The organism is Microbacterium sp. EST19A, from assembly GCF_019969685.1.
Lineage (GTDB): Bacteria > Actinomycetota > Actinomycetes > Actinomycetales > Microbacteriaceae > Microbacterium.
In genome coordinates, this window is the sequence record NZ_JAHXYZ010000002.1 from 718859 (window position 1) to 738475 (window position 19617).

Annotated in this window: 20 protein-coding genes and 1 tRNA gene; 5 read left to right on the forward strand and 16 right to left on the reverse strand. The window is 70.1% G+C overall.

Going from position 1 to position 19617, the window contains the following annotated elements; genetic code table 11:
* Nucleotides 1-64 precede the first annotated feature (64 nt).
* Together ilvA and LC452_RS13505 are read right to left on the reverse strand one after the other, a co-directional pair.
* Nucleotides 65-1294, reverse strand: a complete 1230-nt coding sequence (gene ilvA / locus LC452_RS13500) for a threonine ammonia-lyase (protein WP_223626171.1) — start codon at nt 1292-1294, stop codon at nt 65-67.
* Nucleotides 1291-2487 carry an AI-2E family transporter gene (locus LC452_RS13505; RefSeq protein ID WP_223626173.1) on the reverse strand — a complete coding sequence of 399 codons (1197 nt, stop codon included), beginning with the start codon at nt 2485-2487 and terminating at the stop codon, nt 1291-1293. Before LC452_RS13505 ends, ilvA begins: the two co-directional genes overlap by 4 nt.
* Before the next feature lie 69 nt (nt 2488-2556).
* Between LC452_RS13505 and LC452_RS13510 the strand changes: the two genes are divergently transcribed.
* Both LC452_RS13510 and LC452_RS13515 read left to right on the forward strand, forming a co-directional pair.
* Nucleotides 2557-3816 (forward strand): winged helix-turn-helix domain-containing protein, encoded by a 1260-nt coding sequence (locus LC452_RS13510; RefSeq protein WP_223626174.1) that lies wholly within the window; start codon nt 2557-2559, stop codon nt 3814-3816.
* A complete protein-coding gene (locus LC452_RS13515) occupies nt 3813-4718 on the forward strand; it encodes a hypothetical protein (protein WP_223626176.1) in 906 nt (301 codons plus the stop codon). Before LC452_RS13510 ends, LC452_RS13515 begins: the two co-directional genes overlap by 4 nt.
* Nucleotides 4719-4739: 21 nt before the next feature.
* On the opposite strand, the gene LC452_RS13520 is transcribed toward LC452_RS13515, so the two are convergent.
* The 3 genes from LC452_RS13520 to LC452_RS13530 form a co-directional block, all read right to left on the reverse strand.
* Complete coding sequence (locus LC452_RS13520) at nt 4740-5306, reverse strand: LemA family protein (RefSeq protein ID WP_136054858.1); 567 nt, start codon at nt 5304-5306, stop codon at nt 4740-4742.
* A gap of 93 nt (nt 5307-5399) precedes the next feature.
* Complete coding sequence (locus LC452_RS13525) at nt 5400-6713, reverse strand: D-arabinono-1,4-lactone oxidase (RefSeq protein WP_223626178.1); 1314 nt, start codon at nt 6711-6713, stop codon at nt 5400-5402.
* Complete coding sequence (locus tag LC452_RS13530) at nt 6710-7957, reverse strand: alanine racemase (RefSeq protein ID WP_223626180.1); 1248 nt, start codon at nt 7955-7957, stop codon at nt 6710-6712. The genes LC452_RS13525 and LC452_RS13530 overlap by 4 nt, the downstream gene beginning before the upstream one ends.
* 103 nt (nt 7958-8060) lie before the next feature.
* Between LC452_RS13530 and LC452_RS13535 the strand changes: the two genes are divergently transcribed.
* The 3 genes from LC452_RS13535 (at nt 8061) to LC452_RS13545 (ending at nt 9190) form a co-directional block, all read left to right on the forward strand.
* A complete protein-coding gene (locus tag LC452_RS13535; protein ID WP_223626182.1) occupies nt 8061-8537 on the forward strand; it encodes a MarR family winged helix-turn-helix transcriptional regulator in 477 nt (158 codons plus the stop codon).
* Between the two features lie 34 nt (nt 8538-8571).
* A complete protein-coding gene (locus tag LC452_RS13540) occupies nt 8572-9090 on the forward strand; it encodes a glutathione peroxidase (RefSeq protein ID WP_223626184.1) in 519 nt (172 codons plus the stop codon).
* A gap of 27 nt (nt 9091-9117) precedes the next feature.
* Nucleotides 9118-9190: transfer RNA gene (locus LC452_RS13545), tRNA-Leu, on the forward strand.
* 4 nt (nt 9191-9194) lie between these two features.
* On the opposite strand, the gene LC452_RS13550 is transcribed toward LC452_RS13545, so the two are convergent.
* From LC452_RS13550 to LC452_RS13600, 11 genes are all read right to left on the reverse strand, one after another.
* A complete protein-coding gene (locus tag LC452_RS13550; protein ID WP_223626186.1) occupies nt 9195-9851 on the reverse strand; it encodes a DedA family protein in 657 nt (218 codons plus the stop codon).
* A gap of 13 nt (nt 9852-9864) precedes the next feature.
* Nucleotides 9865-10740, reverse strand: coding sequence for a cation-transporting ATPase (locus LC452_RS13555; RefSeq protein WP_223626188.1), 876 nt, complete (start codon nt 10738-10740; stop codon nt 9865-9867).
* A 280-nt stretch (nt 10741-11020) separates the two neighbouring features.
* A complete protein-coding gene (locus tag LC452_RS13560) occupies nt 11021-12574 on the reverse strand; it encodes an NAD(P)/FAD-dependent oxidoreductase (protein WP_223626190.1) in 1554 nt (517 codons plus the stop codon).
* 38 nt (nt 12575-12612) lie between these two features.
* Entirely contained in the window at nt 12613-13908 is a 1296-nt protein-coding gene (locus LC452_RS13565) for a S8 family serine peptidase (protein ID WP_223626192.1), read from the reverse strand.
* Nucleotides 13905-14447, reverse strand: a complete 543-nt coding sequence (locus tag LC452_RS13570; RefSeq protein ID WP_223626194.1) for a DUF501 domain-containing protein — start codon at nt 14445-14447, stop codon at nt 13905-13907. Before LC452_RS13570 ends, LC452_RS13565 begins: the two co-directional genes overlap by 4 nt.
* A gap of 47 nt (nt 14448-14494) precedes the next feature.
* On the reverse strand, nt 14495-15073 hold the full coding sequence (locus tag LC452_RS22100; RefSeq protein WP_223626196.1) for a septum formation initiator family protein: 579 nt from the start codon (nt 15071-15073) through the stop codon (nt 14495-14497).
* A 53-nt stretch (nt 15074-15126) separates the two neighbouring features.
* Nucleotides 15127-16407 carry a phosphopyruvate hydratase gene (eno, locus tag LC452_RS13580; RefSeq protein ID WP_223626198.1) on the reverse strand — a complete coding sequence of 427 codons (1281 nt, stop codon included), beginning with the start codon at nt 16405-16407 and terminating at the stop codon, nt 15127-15129.
* 127 nt (nt 16408-16534) lie between these two features.
* Nucleotides 16535-17194: an O-methyltransferase gene (locus LC452_RS13585; protein ID WP_223626200.1), complete on the reverse strand. Its 660-nt coding sequence runs from the start codon at nt 17192-17194 to the stop codon at nt 16535-16537.
* 31 nt (nt 17195-17225) lie between these two features.
* Nucleotides 17226-18179 (reverse strand): CPBP family intramembrane glutamic endopeptidase, encoded by a 954-nt coding sequence (locus LC452_RS13590; protein WP_223626202.1) that lies wholly within the window; start codon nt 18177-18179, stop codon nt 17226-17228.
* Nucleotides 18176-19201: a DUF1648 domain-containing protein gene (locus LC452_RS13595; protein WP_223626204.1), complete on the reverse strand. Its 1026-nt coding sequence runs from the start codon at nt 19199-19201 to the stop codon at nt 18176-18178. Before LC452_RS13595 ends, LC452_RS13590 begins: the two co-directional genes overlap by 4 nt.
* The gene (locus LC452_RS13600; protein WP_223627672.1) at nt 19188-19595 is read right to left on the reverse strand and encodes a GntR family transcriptional regulator; all 408 of its coding nucleotides are present in this window, start codon (nt 19593-19595) and stop codon (nt 19188-19190) included. The genes LC452_RS13595 and LC452_RS13600 overlap by 14 nt, the downstream gene beginning before the upstream one ends.
* Nucleotides 19596-19617 lie beyond the last annotated feature (22 nt).

Here is a 19617-nt window from a genome sequence, read left to right on the forward strand (position 1 = left end):
CACCCAGCCTCGAAGCGCGCCCCGGCATCCTTTCGGATGTCCGGGCGCGTTTCGTGCTTCCGGCTCAGTCCGGAACGATGAACGGCTCGAAGCCGGCCTGGCGCAGCGTGTCGAGCGTGTGCTCCGAGTGCTCGGGCCCGCGGGTCTCGACGCTCAGCTCGAGGATGACGTCGCTGATCTGCAGTCCGTGACCGTGCCGGGTGTGCATCGCCTCGATGACGTTCGCACCCGCCGCGGCGATGAGCTCCGACACTCGCGCGAGCTGTCCCGGACGGTCGGGCAGCGGCACGCGGATCGTCAGGTAGCGGCCCGATGCCGCGAGTCCGTGCGAGACGACGCGCTGCAGCAACAGGGGATCGATGTTGCCTCCCGACAGCACTGCCATCGTCGTGCCGGTGGCGGAGACCTTCCCGGAGAGGATGGCCGCGACGCCGGCGGCGCCGGCGGGCTCGACGACGACCTTCGACTGCTCCAGCAGGATGAGGATGGCACGAGCCAGATCGTCGTCGGAGACCGTGACGACCTCGTCGACGAGGTCCTTGATGATGTCGAAGGGGATGGCTCCGGGGCGGGCGACGAGGATGCCGTCGGCGATGGTCGGCCGCGTCACGATGTCGACGGGCTCCCCCGCCGCGAGTGACGGCGGCATCGCTGCCGCGTTCTCGGCCTGAACCCCGATGATCCGGACGGTGCGGCCGAGTTCGGCGGCGCGTGCCTTGACGGCAGCGGCGACACCGGCGATGAGGCCTCCGCCGCCGATGCCGAGGACGATCGTGTCGACCTCGGGGGCGTCGTCGAGCAGCTCCAGACCGAGCGTTCCCTGCCCGATCACGACGTCCCGGTGATCGAACGGGTGGATGAGCACGGCACCGGTGCGCTCGGAGAACTCCGCTGCGAGGCGCAGCGAGGTCGCCACCGTCTCACCCTCGAGCACGACCTCGGCGCCGTAACCGCGCGTGGCGAGCAGTTTCGGCACCGGCACGCCGATCGGCATGAAGATGGTGGCGGGGATGCCGAGTTCTTGCGCGGCGAGCGCGACGCCCTGCGCGTGGTTGCCGGCGGATGCCGCCACCACACCGCGGGAGCGCTCCTCGGCGCTGAGCCTCGAGAGCCGGTACGTCGCGCCGCGGATCTTGAACGAGCCCGTCCGCTGCAGATTCTCCATCTTCAGCAGGACGGGAACGCCGAGGACGTCGGAGAGGGCCCGTGACGGCAGCGTCGGCGTGTGGGAGATCACCTCAGCCAGACTCTGAGCGGCGTGCTCGAACTCGGACAGGCTGGGGACTGCGCTCATCGATTCCTCCGTTGCCGCTCGCGCGGCACTGTGCTCCAGATCAGATCTCCACTCGGGACGTCGCCAGTGCGCCACGATCCCGAACTCAACGTCACGGCGGCGACGTTCACGAACGCGGCCAACGGCACGGCGAACAGCGCACCCGGGATGCCTGCGATCATCGCGCCGCCCGCGACGACGAGCACGACGGCCAGCGGATGCACCTTCACGGCCGAGCCCATCATGATCGGCTGCAGGATGTGCCCCTCGATCTGCTGGACCGCGAGCACGACCAGCAGCATGAACAGTGCGATCCACGGGCCGTTGTACACGAGCGCGAGGAACACCGCGACGGCACCGGTGGCGACCGCACCGACGATCGGGATGAACGAGCCGAGGAAGACCAGGACCGCCACCGGCAGAGCGAGCGGAACCTGCAGCAGGAACGCGCCGAGGCCGATGCCGATCGCGTCGATGGTCGCGACGAACAACTGGGTCCGCGCGTAGTTGACGATCGTCCGCCAGCCGTTGCGGGCGGCGCTGTCGACGGCCGGACGCGCGTTGCGCGGGAAGAGCTTGACGGTCCAGCGCCAGATTCCGCCGCCGTCGGCGAGGAGGCAGATGAGGCTGAAGAACGCGAGGAGGGCACCGGTGGCGACGTGGCCCACGGTGGTGCCGATCGCCAGCGCGCCGGACAGCAGCGCCTGGGTCTGCTCCTCGATCATGGCGAGGCCCTGATCGATGTAGTCGGCGATCTGCTTGTCGGACAGCTGCAGGGGGCCTTCGTGGAGCCAGACCTGGAAGTCGTCCAGTGCGGCAGTGGTGCTCTGCTGCACGGCGGGGAGCTCGATGCGCACCTGCCAGACGACGAGCCAGACGAGCCCCGTCACGATGGCCGCGGTGCCGAGGAGCGAGATCGCGATGGCGGCCCAGCGCGGGAAGTGATGGCGCAGCATCCACTCGAACGCCGGCCACAGCAGCGCCGTGATGAGGATGGCGACCATGAGCGGGATCACCAGCAGCTTGAGCAGCATGACGAGCCAGATGAAGACGCCGATGACGGCGGCGATGAGCAGGAGCCGCCAGGCGTAGGCGGCCGTGATGCGCAGTCGCGGCGGCACCGTCTCGTCGGCGTCGGTCGTCACGATTCGGTCGATGGAGACCGGGCGCGGACGGAACAGGTCTCGCAGCCGTGGTCGCTGGTCCTCGCTCATCGCCCAAGTCTACGGCGGTCGCCGGGAGGCTCACGACGAGATGTCGCCGGCCGGCGATACGCTGACGACGTGACCGACACCCTCAGCTCCGCCCAGGCGCGCCGCATCGCTCTGGCCGCTCAGGGCTTCACCCGTGCGCGCCCGGCATCCGTGTCGCGGCGTCATGTCGATCGGGTGATGGAACGCCTCGGCGTGCTCCAGATCGACTCGGTGAACGTCTTCGCGCGGTCGCACTACCTGCCGCTCTTCTCACGTCTGGGCGCCTACGAGCCCGCCCTGCTCGACCGTGTGTTCCTCGCCCGCACCACCCACTACGTGGAGTACCTCGCCCACGAGGCGACGTTCATCCCGATCGAGGACTGGCCGCTGTGGCGGTTCCGCATGGACGACTTCCGTCGGCGATGGGCCGGTGAGGACTCGTGGATGAGTATCAACGCCCGCACGGTGCAGTGGGTGCGAGACGAACTGCGCACGCGCGGTCCGCTGCGACCGGCCGACCTTCGCGCCGATGCGCCGCGCGAGCGCGGGACCTGGTGGGACTGGGACGAGGTCAAGCTCGCGCTCGAGCACCTGTGGCGCACCGGCGACGTGGCTGTGAGCGGACGCCGAGGATTCGAGCGCTCCTACGCGCTGGCCGAACACGTCATCCCCGACGCGATCCTCTCGCGGGAGGTCCCCCGCACCGAGGCGATCCAGGAGCTGATCCGTCGCGCGGCGAGGTCGAGCGGGGTCGCGACGCAGTCCGATCTCGCCGACTACTACCGCATCAAGGATCGTGCCGCCGTCGCGCGCTCGATCCTCGACCTCGTCGATGCGGGCGACCTCGAACCGGTGCACGTGCGCGGCTGGGAACGAGGCGGCCGACCGCTCCCGGCATGGCGGCACCGCGATGCGGTGTTGCCGCGGAAGATCGACGCGGCGGCCGTCCTGACGCCGTTCGACCCCGTGGTGTGGTTCCGCGACCGCGCGCTGCGCGCCTTCGAGCTCGACTACCGCATCGAGATCTACGTGCCCGCCGAGAAACGCAGGTTCGGGTACTACTCGCTGCCTGTGCTGGTCGGCGACCGCATCGTCGCCCGTGTCGATCTGAAGGCCGAACGGGCCACGTCGACACTGCAGGTGCAGTCGGCGTGGTGGGAGCCGCAGGCGCGCGCGGACGACGCCGACCGGATCGCCGAGGAGCTCGCCCTGGCCGCATCGTGGCAGGGACTGGAGCACATCTCGGTCTCGGGCTGGGGAGACGCCACAGGCGCGATTCACGACGCGCTGCGCGGCCGCACGGGGGCCTCGATCCAGCGCCACCTGCACGCCAGGGAGAGCGTGTCATGAGCCGGCGCCGGTGGTGGCTGATCGGCGGCGGCACCGCCGTGGTCATCGCCGCTGTGGCGGGCGTGCTCATCTGGCAGGCTGCGAGCCGCCCTGCCACGGCCGAGGAGGCGGCGACGGCCTATCTGCGCGCGCTCGAGTCCGGCGACGCCGCGGCCGTCGAAGCGACCGGAATTCCGGTCGCCTCGACGGCCCTCGACGCTTTCGCCGACGCTGCGGAGCTCATCGAGGACGCGGAGGTGTCCGCCGTCGATGAGAACGACGACGGCTCGACGACCGCTGACGTCGCATTCAACCTCGGAGGCGAGGAGCGCACGGCGCAGTTGACGCTGTCGAACGACGACGGTCGGTGGACGGTCGATTCCTCCGCGCTCGGAACGACGACCGCGACCGCGACGATCGGCGCCTTCGTCGGCATCGGAGACGCGACCTTCCCGGTCGGCGAGGGTGTGGGACTGCTCCCCGCCGGGTACACGGTCTCGGCCGCTCCGGCGTCGCTCCTCGACGGAGAGAGCACTGTCCTCGTTCTTCCGGGCGAGCCCGCGGATGTCGCGCTGGAGGTCGCCCTGCGCCCTGAGGCGACGGATGCCGCGCAGAAGCAGCTCGACGCGCACCTCGACGCGTGCACCGCGCCCGCGAAGGCGACGCCGGAGGGCTGCGGCATCCGCATCCCCTGGGGCACCGAGTTCCGCGCCGTCACCGAGATGCGCTTTCGGATCGAGCAGGCACCCGTGGTGACGCTGACGGCGACCGGGTTTTCCGCCGACGGAGGGGTTCTCGTCGCGACCGTCACGGGTACCGGGCAGGACGGTGCCGAGCGCACCACGACCTATCGCACCGACTCCTGGAGCGTCCGCGGCGACATCGCGTTCACGGCGGACGGGCTGGAACTGACGGCCTGGTGAGCGGATTCGCCGATCAGCAGATCAGAACTGCACGCGCGGCGGCTCGGAGATCGCACCGCTGTCGGCGACTTCGAAGAACTCGCGCTCGGTGAAGCCGAGACCCTTGGCGAAGAGGTTGTTCGGGAACACCTTGATCTTCGTGTTCAGCTCGCGCACGCCGCCGTTGTAGAAGCGGCGCGCGGCCTGGATCTTGTCTTCGGTGTCGACGATCGCCTGCTGGAGCTGGAGGAAGTTCTGGCTGGCCTGCAGCTGCGGGTACGCCTCCGCGACAGCGAAGAGGCTGCGCAGCGCCTGCTGCACGTGCCCCTCTGCGATGCCCGCTTCGCCCGGACCGCTGGCCGACAGCGTCTCGGCACGCGCACGGGTGACGTTCTCGAAGACCGCCTTCTCATGAGAGGCGTAGCCCTTGACCGTCTCGATGAGGTTGGGGATGAGGTCGGCTCGCCGCTTGAGCTGCACGGTGATGCCGCTCCACGCCTCGTCGACGCGGACCTTCAGCTGCACCAGCGAGTTGTACGTGGCCCAGAGATAGATGCCGACGAGCAGGATCACTCCGACGACGATCAGTACTGGCACGAGCCATTCCATCAGAGGCCCACCCTTCCTCGTGTTTCTCTCATCCTAGACGCGCTGTCTGCACGTGTACTGGGGATGGCGCGTGCGATTCCGGTCAATCCGCGGTCAGTCACCGAGCACGCGCTCGAGGTAGCGGTTGCCGAACCGTCGGTCGGGGTCGAGGCGGTCGCGCACGGCCACGAAATCGTCGAACCGCGGGTAGCGTTCCCGCAACGTCTCGGCGGTCTGGGTGTGGAGCTTGCCCCAGTGCGGTCGGCCGCCGTGCTCGCGCATGATCGCCTCGACGGCCTCGAAGTACTCGGTCGGATCGGCGCGCCAGTACCGGTGCACCGCGATGTAGGCGCTGGCCCGGCCGTGGGCCGTGGACAGCCAGCGATCGTCTTCCGCGGCGAAGCGCACCTCGACGGGGAACTCGATGCGCCAGTTCCGCTGATCGATGAGCGCTCGCACGGCGCGGAACGCCGCCACGACGTTCTCGGCGGGGATCGCGTACTCCATCTCGCGGAAGCGCACGGTGCGGCTCTGCGTGAGGACGCGGTGGGACAGGTCGGTGTACTCGCGGTCGCCGGTGAGCTTCACGGCGAGGCGGCTGAAGGGCGGGGTGACGGCGGGCACGAGCTGTCCTGCGGCGCAGACGCCCCGGTAGACGCCGTTGGAGAGCAGCGTCTCGTCGATCCACTTCCCCACCGCGGGCAGAGGCTTGCGCACGGCCGACTCGGGCAGACGCGTCTGGCGCTTGGTGAGGGCGACGTCGGTGTGCGGGAACCAGTAGAACTCGAAGTGGTCGGATGACGCGACGTGGTTCTCGATGTCGTCCAGCACGTCGTCGAGCGGCATCGGCTCGTCGATCGCGTGCATGACGAACGCCGGAACGCACTGGAGCGTCACCTCGACGAGGATGCCGAGGGCGCCGAGCCCGAGCGCGGCGGCCGGCAGGAGCTCGCTGTTCTGCTGCTCGTCGATGCGCAGGAACTCTCCCGCGGCCGTGATCACGGTGACGCCGACGACCTGGGTCGCGAGACCGCCGAATCCCGCGCCGGTGCCGTGGGTCCCCGTCGAGATCGCGCCCGAGATCGATTGCCGATCGATGTCGCCGAGGTTCTCCATCGCGAGGCCGTGCGGGGCGAGGAGTTTCGGGATCCGGTGCAGCCGCGTTCCGGCGAGCAGCGTGACGCGTGCGGTCGCAGCATCCACCGAGGCCAGGCCCTGCATGTCGTCGAGTTCGAGCAGCACCCCGGGTGCCACGGCGATGCCCGTGAAACTGTGCCCCGCGCCGACGGCCTTGACGGTGAGCCCGTGGTTCACGGCAGCGAGGACCGCGCGCTGCACGCCTTCCGGGCTCCGCGGCCGCTCCACCCGCACGGGGCGGACGGATGCCGAGCGCGCCCAGTTCTGCCACGTGCCGCCGATCCTCGTCACAGGAAAGCCTTCCCCTCGCCGCGATACGTGGGCAGCTCGTCGACGATCTCGTCGCCCGAGACCAGGTGGTACTGCTCGATCCGCTCGGCCGGCTCGCCGCTCTTGGCATGCCGGAACCAGACCCGGTCGCCGACCCCGAGAGAGGTGGCCGCAGGCCCCTGCAGCGGCGTCTGCACCTCGCCGGCGGCTTCGCGCGGAAGCGTGCGGAGCCCTTCCGGCCACACCGGCTTGGGCTGCCGCGACGCCACCGCGGGGCCGGATGCGATCCAGCCGCCGCCGAGCACGGTCGCGATGTCGGCGGCCGGGCGTCGCACGACGTCGAAGGCGAAGGCGGCCGCCGGTGCGGGCTGGAAGGACCGATAGCCGTCGAACAGGTGGCCGCCGAGGAGCCCGCTGCCGGCGCTCGCCTCGGTGAGGGACTCGTCGCTGCCGGTGAACTCGAGCGACCCGGTGCCGCCGCCGTTGAGGAACTCCATCGGAGCCAGCGCCGTGACGGCTTCGACGATCGCCGCCCTGCGCTCTCTCAGCTCGGCGCGCGAGCGTGCCTGCACCATGCGGATCAGGGGCGCGTCGGAGCCGGCGTCGTCACCCTGACCGGCGATCTGCGCGTCGTACATCTGCAGCCCCACGAGCCGGAAGCCGGGACGCGCGAGCACCTTCCGCGCGAATCCGGCGACCTCACCGGCCGTGAAGAGCGCCGAGCGGCGGACGCCGATATGCCCGAGGAGTGAGGACTTCCACGAGGCGTCGACGTCGATCGCGACGCGGATCTCCGGACGGGTACCAGGACCGCTGACGCTGTCGATCAGGTCGAGGTGCGCGACGTCGTCGACCATGAGCGTGATGCGCCGCGCCGCCTGCTCATCGGCGAACAGCGCCTCGAGGCTCGCGCGGTCGACCGTCGGGTACGCGAGCACGATGTCGTCATGGCTCTCAGCGAGCCACAGCGCTTCAGGGAGTGTGAACGCCAGGATGCCGCGGAATCCGGGCAGCTTCAGCACGGCATCCAGCACCGCTCGCACCCGCACCGACTTCGACGCGACGCGGATGGGCAGGCCGCCGGAGCGCACCAGCAGATCCATGGCGTTGTACCGCAGCGCCTCCCGATCGATCACCGCGACGGGCGCGGGGAGGTGCTGTGTCGCTGCGGACAGGCGCGGCCAGTAGCGGGCCGGGTCCTGCCACTCGGGGGCGACCGAGGGGGCGCCCTGGACGGGGCTCAGTTCTTCGGTGAGGTCGAGCACTCCCCCACCTTATGACCTCCCGGACTCCGGATCACGTTCGGCGGCACCCCGTCGCATCCGAAGTTATCTTGCACCCAAGATACTTGTGTGCAAGGCTTACGGAATGAGCGAGACGCAATCCGCTGCACGCCGTAACGAGGCGGTCTGCCTGGCGCTGTATTCGACGATGAACGCGACTCTGCAGCTCTACCGCGAGCTGCTCTCCCCCTGGGGTCTGAGCTATCAGCAGCTGATGGTGCTCGGCCTGCTCTGGAGTGAGGGCGAGCAGACGCCGGGTGATATCTCCGCGGCACTGATGCTCGACACCAGCAGCGTCGCCGGACTGCTGAGCAGGATGCAGACCGCCGGGCTCATCGAGCGGGAGACATCACCGGCCGACCGACGGCGTGTGCGCGTCACGCCGACCGCTCGCAGCCACGAGATCGTCGCTGAGCTCGGCTGGTTGGAGGGCTGCATGACCGAGGCCATCGACCTCGAGCCCGACGAGGCGCATGACCTCGTCACCCGTCTGCACGACCTTCGCGAGAGGCTGAACGCCTTCCCGCGTCCGGAGCACGTCCGCCCGGGCATCCCCGCCTGACGCGAACCATTCGATGAGAGAGGGAGATGCCGAGATGGATCTGCAGGATATCGAGGTCACCACGCTGCGCGGCGAACACCGCACGTTCGGCGAGCTGACCGGGGGCAAGGTCGCGCTGGTCGTGAACGTCGCCTCGCGGTGCGGGCTCGCGCCGCAGTACGAACAGCTCGAGGAGCTGCAGCGCACGTTCGGCGACGAAGGCTTCACGGTGGTCGGCTTCCCGAGCAACCAGTTCCTTCAGGAGCTCGGGAGCTCCGACGCCATCGCGGAGTACTGCTCGGCGACCTGGGGCGTGACGTTCCCGATGACCGAGAAGGTGAAGGTCAACGGCCGGTCGGCGCACCCCCTGTACCGCGAGCTCACCCAGACCCTGGATGCCGATGGGAAAGCGGGCCGCGTGAAATGGAACTTCGAGAAGTTCCTCGTGAATCCGGACGGGCGGATCAAGCGCTTCCGCCCGACGACCCTTCCGGACGCTCCGGAGATCGTCGAGACCATCCGCGAGTGGACGCGCGAGGCTCCCGAGGCCGCCGCCGCCTCGGATATCGCCTGAACCGCGAGCAACTAGGCTGACGGCGTGGCCCCCGTAGCCCAATGGCAGAGGCAGGCGACTTAAAATCGCTTCAGTCTGGGTTCGAGTCCCAGCGGGGGCACCCGTCAGCTTTCCCCGGAATCCGGGGTCTGCCGCCGAACGCCGGCGGACTCGCGCACCCGTCGCACCACCAGCACGACCAGCGCGACCGCGATCGCGGCGTACACGACGTAGTCGAGGTAGCCGAGATAGTGCTCCAGCTGCTCGTGCTGCGTGCCGAGGGCGGCGCCCACGCCGAGAAGCAGCGCGTTCCAGAGCCCGCTCCCGATGATCGTGTAGACGCTGAACCTCACGATGCCCATGCGGGACGCTCCGGCCGGGATCGAGATCAGGCTGCGCACACCCGGCACCATGCGTCCCACCAGCACGGTCCACCCACCTCTGCGCGCGAACCAGTCCGCTCCCCGCTCCAGGTCGGAGCGGCTGACCAGCCGGGTCCCGGCGAGCAGACGCACCGCACGCTGCATGCCGATCGCCGCACCGAGCGCATACAGCAGCAGGGCTCCCAGCCACGATGCCAGAGTGCTCCAGAAGAACAGCCAGCCGAGGTGCAGCTGCCCACTCTGACTGAGGTACCCCGCGAACGGCAGGATCACCTCGCTCGGGATCGGCGGTACGAGCACCTCGAGGAAGACGAGCACGCCCACCCCGACGTCGCCGAGCGCGGTGAGGATGTCGGCGGCGAAGCCGGTGAGTCCGGTGAAGCCGTGATCGGCGGTCATCGATGCTCGACCGTCAACGGCCGAAGATGTCGCCGATCCCCGGGATGCCGAGGTCGCCGAGCTTCTCGCCCCAGCCGGTGGCCGTCTCGCCGAGGCCCGACACCGTCTCGCCCGCGGATCCCATCAGCTCTTCCGCACCGCCCGTGAAACCCCCGATGTCGACGCCCGAGGCGAGCGCCTCCAGATCGACGCCCTCGGCCAGCGCGGTGAAATCGACTCCGAGCCCCGCCGCCTGCTCCAGAAGCGGGCCGGCCACGGAGCTGAGCACCGCACCACCCGCGACCGCCCCGAGTACACCGACCGCCGCCCCTCCGGCCATGACGGCCGCACCACCCGCGCCGCCGCCGCGTACCCGAGAAAGCAGGCCGCGCATCCGTCCAGGTCGCATCGCTTCGGCTCGACCCGCCGCGCGGGCGAGGTCGTCGGGCGAGGAGGAGCGCGGCCGCTCCCCCGGTGCGAGCTCATCGCGCATCCGCTCTTCGACGAGCGTCCGCTGCTGCGGCGTCAGGCGCGCGAACGCCTCGCGGTGGATCTGCTCGACGCTCTGCGGGTCGGCGGTCTTCAGCAGGTAGTCGTAGCGCGCGATCGCCGCACGGTCGGCCTCGCTTGCGGACGAGCCGGCGCGGGCTGCTGCACCGGCGCCGGGAGCGGGCGGCGGTGCGTAGGGGTCGGCGGAGGTCCGAGGCGGCATCGCGGCGTCGGTGCGGGATCCCGCAGTGCGCGGGGCAGCATCCGACGGTCCTCGCACGGCGTCGACCGCACCCCGGAGCACACCGCCCCAATCCGTCGACGAGCGGGAGCCGTCCGCGGGGCTGCCGCCGCGCGCGGAGCCGTTGTTCTTCTCGAGAGCGTCGGAGGCGAGGCCGATCAGGCGGGAGAGCTTTCCCATGGTCGTGGTCCCTTTCGTGGAGTGGAGCGGCCCACCGGGATTCCACGACGTCGGACGACGGCAAGAGTCGAGGCAGCCCGCATCGCGGGTGCCAAGGTCTCCTCCGCCCTCGCGGGCCGACGGGCCGGGACACGATTCATGTCCGTAATGACGACGCCGCCGCAGACGGGAGTACTCCCCTTGCGCGCACGACACTACCGATCCGACCTATGCGTCGCCTCCACAGACGCGAACAGCCCTCCCGGACGGGAGGGCTGTTCGAGCGTGCAGTGCCGAAGGACTACTTGGCGGCGACCTTCTCGGCGGCGGGCTTCTTGGCCGGAGCCTTCTTCGCCGGGGCCTTCTTGGCAGCCGGAGCCTTCTCGCCCTCCGGCTTCGCGGCCGGGGCGTCGTCGGAGACCGGCTCGTCGGCATCCGGGGTCTTCTCGGCGGCGGCGATGGTCGTCGCCGGCTCCGACGAATGCGATCCGGGCAAGGCGGGAGCCGCAGGAGCCGCAGGAGCTGCAGGAGCAGCCGCACGCGGACGGGCGGCGAACTCCTCGAAGACGTAGCGCGGGTTCTGCACCGTCTCGAGGTTCACCATGTCGCGGCCGAGCCACAGGTTGTTCCACCAGCCCCAGACGACGCGGAACTTGCGCTCCCACGTCGGCATCGCCAGGCCGTGGTATCCACGGTGCGCGACCCAGGCGACGAAGCCCTTGAGCGCGAGCTTGCCGGACTGGAAGACACCGTTGTACAGGCCGAGACCGGCCACGGCGCCCATGTTCTTGTGGAAGTACTCGCGCGGGGTCTCGCCGCGGAGGACCGCCACGATGTTCTTCGCGAGGAGCTTCGCCTGACGCACCGCGTGCTGGGCGTTCGGCACGCAGAAGCCGCCGACGCCGCCACCGGAGAGGTCGGGGACGGCCGAGACGTCACCGGCGGCCCAGGCACCCTCGACGAAGGCCTCGGGGGTGCCGACGCGCAGGTCGGCGCGGGTCTGGATGCGACCGCGCTCCTCGACGGGCAGGTCGCCGCCGCGCACGACGGTCGGGTTCGCCATGACACCGGCGGTCCAGACGATCAGGTCGGTCGGCAGGACCTCACCCGTGGAGAGCTCGACGTTGCCGTCGACCGCGCTCGTGAGCTGCGTGTCGAGGTGCACGTACGCGCCGCGCTTCGCGAGATCCTTCAGGACCCACTCGCTGGTCTTCAGCGACACCTCGGGCATGATGCGTCCCATGGCCTCGATGAGGTGGAAGTGCGTGTCGTCGAAGGTCAGCTGCGGGTACTTCGACACGAGCGACGAGGCGAGCGAGCGCAGCTCGGCGAACACCTCGATGCCGGCGAAGCCACCGCCGACGACGATGACCGTGAGGAGGCGGTCGCGCTCGGGACCGGCAGGCAGCGACGCGGCCTTGTCGAAGTTCGACATGAGGCGGTCACGGATCGCGACGGCCTCTTCGATGGTCTTGAGGCCGATCGCGTTGTCGGCGATGCCGGGGATCGGGAAGGTGCGCGAGACGGCACCGGCGGTGACGACGATCTGGTCGTACGCGAACTCGTACGGCTCACCCATCGGCGGCGTGATCGTCGCGGTCTTCTCCGCGTGGTTGATGTTGGTCACCTTGGCGGTGATCACGTTCGTGCGCTTCAGGTGGCGGCGGTGCGCGACCACGGAGTGGCGAGCCTCGATCGAGCCCGCGGCGACCTCGGGGAGGAACGGCTGGTACGTCATGTACGGCAGCGGGTCGACCATGGTCACTTCCGCTTCGCCCTTGCGCAGGTGCTTCTCGAGCTTCCACGCGCTGTAGAAGCCCGCGTAGCCTCCACCGACGATCAGAATCTTGGGCACAGTGCTGTTCTGAGGCACAGGGGAACAACTCCTTGGAGTCAGGAATGTGGCGTACGAGAAACGCGCGCCGATCGGATGCGCCGGGCAGCTGCGGTGACGCCAAGCGCTATCAGGATACCAGGGACTGTGAGCGCGATGAGCGGCAGGGTACCGTAGCGGAGCGAATCAGCGCTGGGAAGCAGCGGTGAACCGGCATCCGTCGGCGCGTCGGCGTCCGGCAGCGGCGCGACCGCGATCGGCGTGATCGTCGGCTCGGGCTGCGGTTCGGTCTCCGCGCGGCGGAAGTAGTGGATCCACTCGGCCAGATCGCCCATCGGATTCTTGTCGACCGGGGCGATGTCGGCCGAGATCGCGGCCGCGGCGTCGACGAGTCCGTAGCCGTACAGCGGGTCCTGCGGCTTCTTCGCATCCGCGACGGGCATGGCCGTCTTGATGATCCGGTTGATGACGTCGATCGCCTTGATGTTCGGATGCGCGGAGCGGATCAGCGCCGCGATCCCCGAGACGATCGGAGCCGCACCGCTGGTGCCGCTCCACGACACGACCTCGCCGTTCGCGGAGACCCCGAGCAGTCCTTCACTCGGTGCGGAGATGCCGATCGTGATTCCCTGCGTCGACGCCTCGATGCTGGCCGTGCCGGTCTGGTCGACGCCGCCCACCGTCAGCACGCCCGGGATCGTGGCGGGAGCGCCGATGATGTTCGTGCCGCTGCCGCGGTTGCCGGCGGCGACGACCACCACGACGTCGTGGTCGAACGCGTAGAGGAAGGCGTCGTCCCAGCTCTTGTCCCAGTCGAGGGTGTTCGTGGTGAACGACAGGTTGATCACGTCGGCGCCGTTGTCGACCGCCCAGCGCATCGCCTTCGCCACCTGCTCGGTGAACGGCACCGCCGCGGCGGCGCCGAACCCCACCGAGATCGAGAGCAGGTTCGCCTCGGGAGCGACGCCGATCATGCCGGTCCCGTCAGCCGCGCCTCGTCCCGCGGCGAGCGACGCCACCCAGGATCCGTGGTTGCCGTCGACGGCTCCGACCGGTGTGCGACCGTCGGCGGTGCCGGTGCCCGAGACATCGGTGCCGCCGACCACCGCGTCGCCGAACGTCTCCGGAACCTTGCCGATGCCGGTGTCGATCACCGCGATCGTGACGCCCTCGCCACGGGTCGTGTTCCACGCCTCACGGATGCGAGCGCCGTCGAGCCAGTACTCCGAGGCGCGCACCGGGTCGGCGGGATCGTCGGGGATCGGCGGGGGCGTCGCCGTGGCGCCCAGGAGCAGGACGGATGCCGCCACGACCGCGAGGGCCGTGACATTGCGCAGCATCCGTCGAGAGGTCATGCGGATCGCGCCGCCTCTTCGCGGGTCGCGGCACCGGGGTCCTCGCAACGGCACACGGCCGGGGACCAGGAGGACCGTTCGAGCGCCGCGTCGCCGATCGGGTTCACCCCGGGTCCGGCCGCGAGCGCATGACCGGCGAGGGCGTGGAGGCACTTGACGCGGGTGGGCATGCCTCCGGCCGAGATGCCGTCGATCTCGGGGACGTCGCCGAACTGCCCGCGGTCGGCCAGGTACGCCTCGTGAGCCGCGTGGTAGGCGGCGGCGACCGCTTCGTCCTCAGTGAGGAGAGCGGCCAGCTCCGGCATCACCTGGGTGGCCTCGAGCGTCGACATCGCCGCCGTCGCAGCGGGGTGCGTCAGATAGTAGAACGTCGGGAACGGCGTGCCGTCGGGAAGCCGCGGGGTCGTGGCGACCACCGTGGGGTTGCCGCAGGCGCAGCGTGCCGCGATGCCGACCACTCCGCGCGCCGCGCGTCCGAGCTGTGCCGACACGACGGCGAGTTCGGCGGGCGTGGGGGCGGGGAACGGCGGCGTGGTCACCCCACCAGCGTAGGGGAGCCGCCAGGGAGGATGCTCGGAGCGGACGCTCAGGGAACGACGGCCGCGGTGTCGCTGAGACCTGCCGACACGACGGTGCGCAGCAGCTGCGGCATCCAATCCGCCGGCTTCTCCTCGAGCGTGTCGCTGACCGGATCCTGCTCGCGCGGCAACGCCGACGGATCGAGGTCGTTGTCGATCAGATACACGACCTCGCCCGGCTTCACGTAGTACAGCCGCTCGCGGGCCTGCGTCGTGATGTAGGCGGGATCGCTCCAGCGCTCGCGCTCCGCGATGAGGTCGTCGATCTCGCCCTCGCTGACCTGCACAGAAGCCTCGAGCGCGGCGATCTTCTGGCGCTGATCGATGAACGTCCCGAGCGTCGGAACGAGCACCCAGGCTCCCAGCACGACGAGCGAGAGCATGATCACCGAGAACGCCGAGAGGCGGATGCCGGAGGCCCACTCGCGCACATCGACGCGCTGTCCGCTCCCCCGCGATCCCCCGCGGGGCGCCTTCGGAGCGGAGGCGCCTGCGGCCTTCGCCTTCGTGCGCCCCTTCTTCGTCGCGGTCGGCTGCGGGGCGGATGGCTTCGGAGACGCCGAAGGAGGAGCCGGTCGTCGTGCCACGGCTCCTCCTCCGGTCACCGCTCAGCAGGCGGTGTGAATCTGTCTCGGCTGTGTCAGGCCTGCGAGCGCGGGAAGGCCGAACGACCGGCGAACACCGCGGCGTCGCCGAGCTCTTCCTCGATGCGCAGAAGCTGATTGTACTTCGCGACGCGCTCGCTGCGGGCAGGCGCACCCGCCTTGATCTGACCCGCGTTGGTCGCGACGGCCAGGTCGGCGATCGTGGTGTCCTCGGTCTCGCCGGAGCGGTGCGAGAGCATCGCCGTGTAGCCGGAACGCTGCGCCAGGCTGACCGCATCGAACGTCTCGGTGAGCGTGCCGATCTGGTTGACCTTCACGAGAAGCGAGTTCGCGACGCCGCGCTTGATGCCCTCGGCCAGGCGCTCCGGGTTCGTGACGAAGAGGTCGTCGCCGACCAGCTGCACCTTGGAGCCGAGAACGTCGGTGAGGTGCTTCCAGTTGTCCCAGTCGTCCTCGGCGAGGGCATCCTCGATCGTGACGATCGGGAAGTCGTTGACCAGACCGACGTAGTACTCGGTCAGCGCGGCGGCATCCCAGTCCTTGTTGTCGAGACGGTAGACGCCGTCCTTGAAGAACTCGGTCGCGGCGACGTCGAGACCCAGCGCGATGTCGGTTCCCGGGGTGAAGCCGGCCTTCTCGATCGCCTTGACCAGGAAGTCGAGGCCCTCGCGGTTGCTGGGCAGGTCGGGGGCGAAGCCGCCCTCGTCGCCGAGACCCGTCGCGTAGCCGGCGGCCTTCAGCTCGGCGCGCAGCACGTGGTACGTCTCGACGCCCCAGCGCAGCGCCTCGGAGTAGGTCTCGGCACCGATCGGCGCGAGGAAGAACTCCTGCATGTCGATGCCGTTGTCGGCGTGCTCGCCGCCGTTGATGACGTTGAACAGCGGAACGGGCAGCACGTGCGCGTTCGGGCCGCCGAGGTAGCGGAACAGGGGCAGGTCGGCCGAGTCGGCCGCGGCCTTCGCGACGGCGAGGCTCACGCCGAGGATCGCGTTGGCGCCGACGCGCTTCTTGTTCTCGGTGCCGTCGACCTCGTTGAGGATCTCGTCGACGATGCGCTGCTCGCTCGCCTCGACACCCTCGAGAGCCGGTCCGAGCTCATCGATGATGGCGTCGACGGCCTTGAGCACGCCCTTGCCGCCGTAGCGGCTCTTGTCGCCGTCACGCAGCTCGTACGCCTCGAACGCACCCGTGGATGCACCGGAGGGGACGGCGGCCCGCTGGACGATGCCGTCGTCGAGGAGCACCTCCACCTCGACGGTCGGGTTTCCGCGCGAGTCGAGAATCTCGCGTGCGCCTACAGCCTCGATCAGTGCCACTGATGTGCTCCTTGTTCAGAGAAAAGGGTGTGTGGAGCGTCTTCGATCCGCGCCCAGTCTAGCCCGGCCCCTTCGACACGCTCAGGACCCGGTCGGAGGGCGCTCAGCACGGCGGGAGGGCACAGCGTCATACGACGATGGCGAGGGCGACGCCGTCCCACCCCTTCGCGCCGACGGTCTGCAGGGCCGTCGCGTCGAACCGGGGATCGTCGCCCAGCATCCGCAGCCCGTCGCGGGTGCCGATGACCTTCGAATCGGTCGAATCGTCGCGCACGATCTCGCCGTCGCGGCCGATGTTGTCGAGCACGATCACGGTTCCGGGGTGCCCGAGCTTCGCCGCCCAGTCGAGGTAGACGGTGTTGGACTCCTTGTCGGCGTCGATGAACACCAGGTCGAATCCGCCGACGAGAGTCGGGAGCACGTCGGCGCCGCGGCCGATGCGGATGTCGACGCGCTCACCCACTCCTGCGGCATCGATGCTGGCCCGGGCCACGGCGGCATTGCCGGCCTCGGCCTCGATCGTCACCACGCGCCCCTCGGGACCGACGGCGCGCGCCATCCAGATCGTCGAGTAGCCGCCGAGCGTGCCGACCTCGAGCACCCGACGAGCGCCGCTGATGCGCACGAGGAGGTCGAGCAGCTTGCCCGCGACCGGGGCCACCTCGATCTCGGGCAGTCCCGCCTCCCGCTGCGCTGTGAGCGCCGCCTCGAGGGCCGGATCGTGCCCGACGAGGGTGTCGGCGAGGAAGGCGTCGACCTGCGACCATGCTGCGGGGGTGGATTCCATGCCCTCAGCCAACCGCCGGCCCGGCAGCGCGTCAAGGGCGTGGAGCGGACAGCAGCCTTCCGGGTGCGCCGACGAGTTCGGGCTGGCGGCGGAACTGGCCGGTGAGCGCGAGCACCGCGATCACGACGGCCAGGACGATCCAGCCCGCGACGCCGAGCGGACCGGCGAGCCCGAGGTCGGGCTGCGCTGCGGCGAAGATGACGATCAGGCCACCGGAGGCGTTGAGCGCGCCGTGGGCGATGACGGCCGGCCAGACGGATGCCGAACGCAGCCGCAGCCACCCGAGCAGGATGCCCCACGCGACGCATCCGCCGATCATCAGCAGCACGCCGGTGATGTCGGTCCGGCCGAAGTTGTAGCCGAGCAGGATCACCGGGCTGTGCCAGACGCCCCAGATCGCACCGCTGATGAGCAGCGCCGGCCAGGTGCCGAGCGGGCGCAGGGCGGGCACGAGCCATCCTCGCCAGCCGAGCTCCTCCCCGAATGCGGGGATCGCGTTCAGGAGGGCGGCGAGCGGGATCATCGCGATCTGCGCGAACACGACGACCTCGACGGGCGGAACGGGTGACCCCGGAGGAAGCGCCTTCTCGAGCTCGACGGCGAAGGCGCCGAACGTCAGGTCGAGCTGCACGAAGCCGAGGGCGGCGGACACGAGGATGCTCGCGGCGACCAGGAACGGCGGCACCAGCCACGCGGCGACCAGGAGCCAGACGATGCGCTTCGCCGGGCGCAGCGGCCACAGGCCGAGGAAACGCGTGCGTTCCCCAGGCGCCGGTGTGCGCATCGCGAAGGTGACGATGAGCGCGGCCACGGCCGGGGTCAGCATCATCACCGGCATCAGCACCCCGGCGAAGGGCTCGGCGAGACCGGCGCCGAGCCACAGCGGCAGTGCGACGAGCCAGGCGAGGGCGCAGGCGAGCACCGTGAAGACGATCACGGCCGCCCACGGCACCCGTCGCGCGGTGAGGAGAGCGGTGTCGGTCATGAGGTGGCCTCTCGGTTGTCGACGAAGGCCTGCAGCAGGGCCGCCGCATCCTCCGCACCGTCGATCGTGACGATGAACGGATGCCGGTCACGACGGGTGATCTCGATCGCCGACCCGCGGCGCATGATGATCCCGGTTCGTCCGTCCACGGCGATGCGCCATCCCCAGCCGCCGAACTCCCCGAACGGCGAGATGTCGACGGCACGCGTCGACTCGATCTCGTCGAGCGGGATCGTCACGCGCGGCCAGCCGAGCAGGGCGCGGGCGCCGAATCCCTCGGGGGTCACCCGGACGCGGAACGTCGTCGTCGCGGCCATCGCGACGGCGACGATCACCACCACGACGGCGACGATCCAGCCGCCCTGGACACCGGCGGCGAGCATGTACGCGGCGAGCGCGACGAGACCGAGCAGGAGGACCAGGAGGGCGGAGAGCGCCGCGCGGGGCATCGAGGTCGTGGCCACCCAGACCACCCGCTCCCCCTCCGCGATGTGCACGACATGCTTCGGGAGGAGCACGCGGCCCGACTCCGGGCGCACCCGCGGCTGCACGGCCCAGGCGATGCCGCCCACCACCAGGAGAGCACCGAAGGACAGGGCGATCACGCCGCCGATTCCCGGCACGTCGGCGGTGTCGGGGAGTTCGCGCTGGATGGCGAGCGATCCGAGGGTCAGGGCGGTCGCGAACACCGACAGCCCGGCGGCGAGCGCGCCCATCAGTCGCGCGGCCCCGCCCCAGTGGGCACCGACCGCGGCGAGCGTGATGATCGCCATGATCGCGGGAAGGCCGAGGCCGACCGCGAGGAGGATCCAGAGATACGCGGATGCCGGGCCGAACGCGTCAGCGCCGTCGACGCCCCAGTGGGTGGCGACCTGGGCGGGCAGCGAGGGAAGCCACGCGAGCAGCACGATCACGCCGATCACGGTGCTCGCGATCGGCACGACCACCGCGACGAGGAAGAAGATCAGACGTGCCCGCCGCAGCTGCGACGGCGGTGTGCGGGTCAGGTCATGAGTGGTCATGGCGTCCCTCCTCGGGATTCCCGGTGGTGTGCGGTTCGGATCGCGGATCGCGGTGCGCGTGGACGATGCCGGCGAGCGTCTCGGCGGACACCCCGAGGGCGCCGGCACGACGTACCAGCGCGTCGATCTCCTGGGCGAGCTCGGCGAGCGGAGCGGCCGACGCCGCGATCACCGCTCCCCGACCGCGCCGGAGGTCGATGAGACCCTCGTCGCGCAACCGCTGGTAGGCGTGCAGCACGGTGTGCTGATTGATGTCGAGCGCTTCGGCGACATCACGGGCGGCGGGGAGCCGGTCACCCGGCACGAGAGCCCCGGCGAGGATGTCGGAGCGGATCGACCCCGCGACCTGGTCGTACAGCGGGCGCGGACTGTCGGTGTCGACTCTGATCAGCACCATGCACCTCCGTTTCGCGAAT

Bases quoted from the DNA above. Each gene is read 5' to 3' on its own strand.
- ilvA (WP_223626171.1), bottom strand. From the start codon at position 1,294: ATGAGCGCAGTCCCCAGCCTGTCCGAGTTCGAGCACGCCGCTCAGAGT.
- LC452_RS13505 (WP_223626173.1), bottom strand. From the start codon at position 2,487: ATGAGCGAGGACCAGCGACCACGGCTGCGAGACCTGTTCCGTCCGCGC.
- LC452_RS13515 (WP_223626176.1), top strand. From the start codon at position 3,813: ATGAGCCGGCGCCGGTGGTGGCTGATCGGCGGCGGCACCGCCGTGGTC.
- LC452_RS13520 (WP_136054858.1), bottom strand. From the start codon at position 5,306: ATGGAATGGCTCGTGCCAGTACTGATCGTCGTCGGAGTGATCCTGCTC.
- LC452_RS13535 (WP_223626182.1), top strand. From the start codon at position 8,061: ATGAGCGAGACGCAATCCGCTGCACGCCGTAACGAGGCGGTCTGCCTG.
- LC452_RS13540 (WP_223626184.1), top strand. From the start codon at position 8,572: ATGGATCTGCAGGATATCGAGGTCACCACGCTGCGCGGCGAACACCGC.
- LC452_RS13550 (WP_223626186.1), bottom strand. From the start codon at position 9,851: ATGACCGCCGATCACGGCTTCACCGGACTCACCGGCTTCGCCGCCGAC.
- LC452_RS13555 (WP_223626188.1), bottom strand. From the start codon at position 10,740: ATGGGAAAGCTCTCCCGCCTGATCGGCCTCGCCTCCGACGCTCTCGAG.
- LC452_RS13565 (WP_223626192.1), bottom strand. From the start codon at position 13,908: ATGACCTCTCGACGGATGCTGCGCAATGTCACGGCCCTCGCGGTCGTG.
- LC452_RS13585 (WP_223626200.1), bottom strand. From the start codon at position 17,194: ATGGAATCCACCCCCGCAGCATGGTCGCAGGTCGACGCCTTCCTCGCC.
- LC452_RS13590 (WP_223626202.1), bottom strand. From the start codon at position 18,179: ATGACCGACACCGCTCTCCTCACCGCGCGACGGGTGCCGTGGGCGGCC.
- LC452_RS13595 (WP_223626204.1), bottom strand. From the start codon at position 19,201: ATGACCACTCATGACCTGACCCGCACACCGCCGTCGCAGCTGCGGCGG.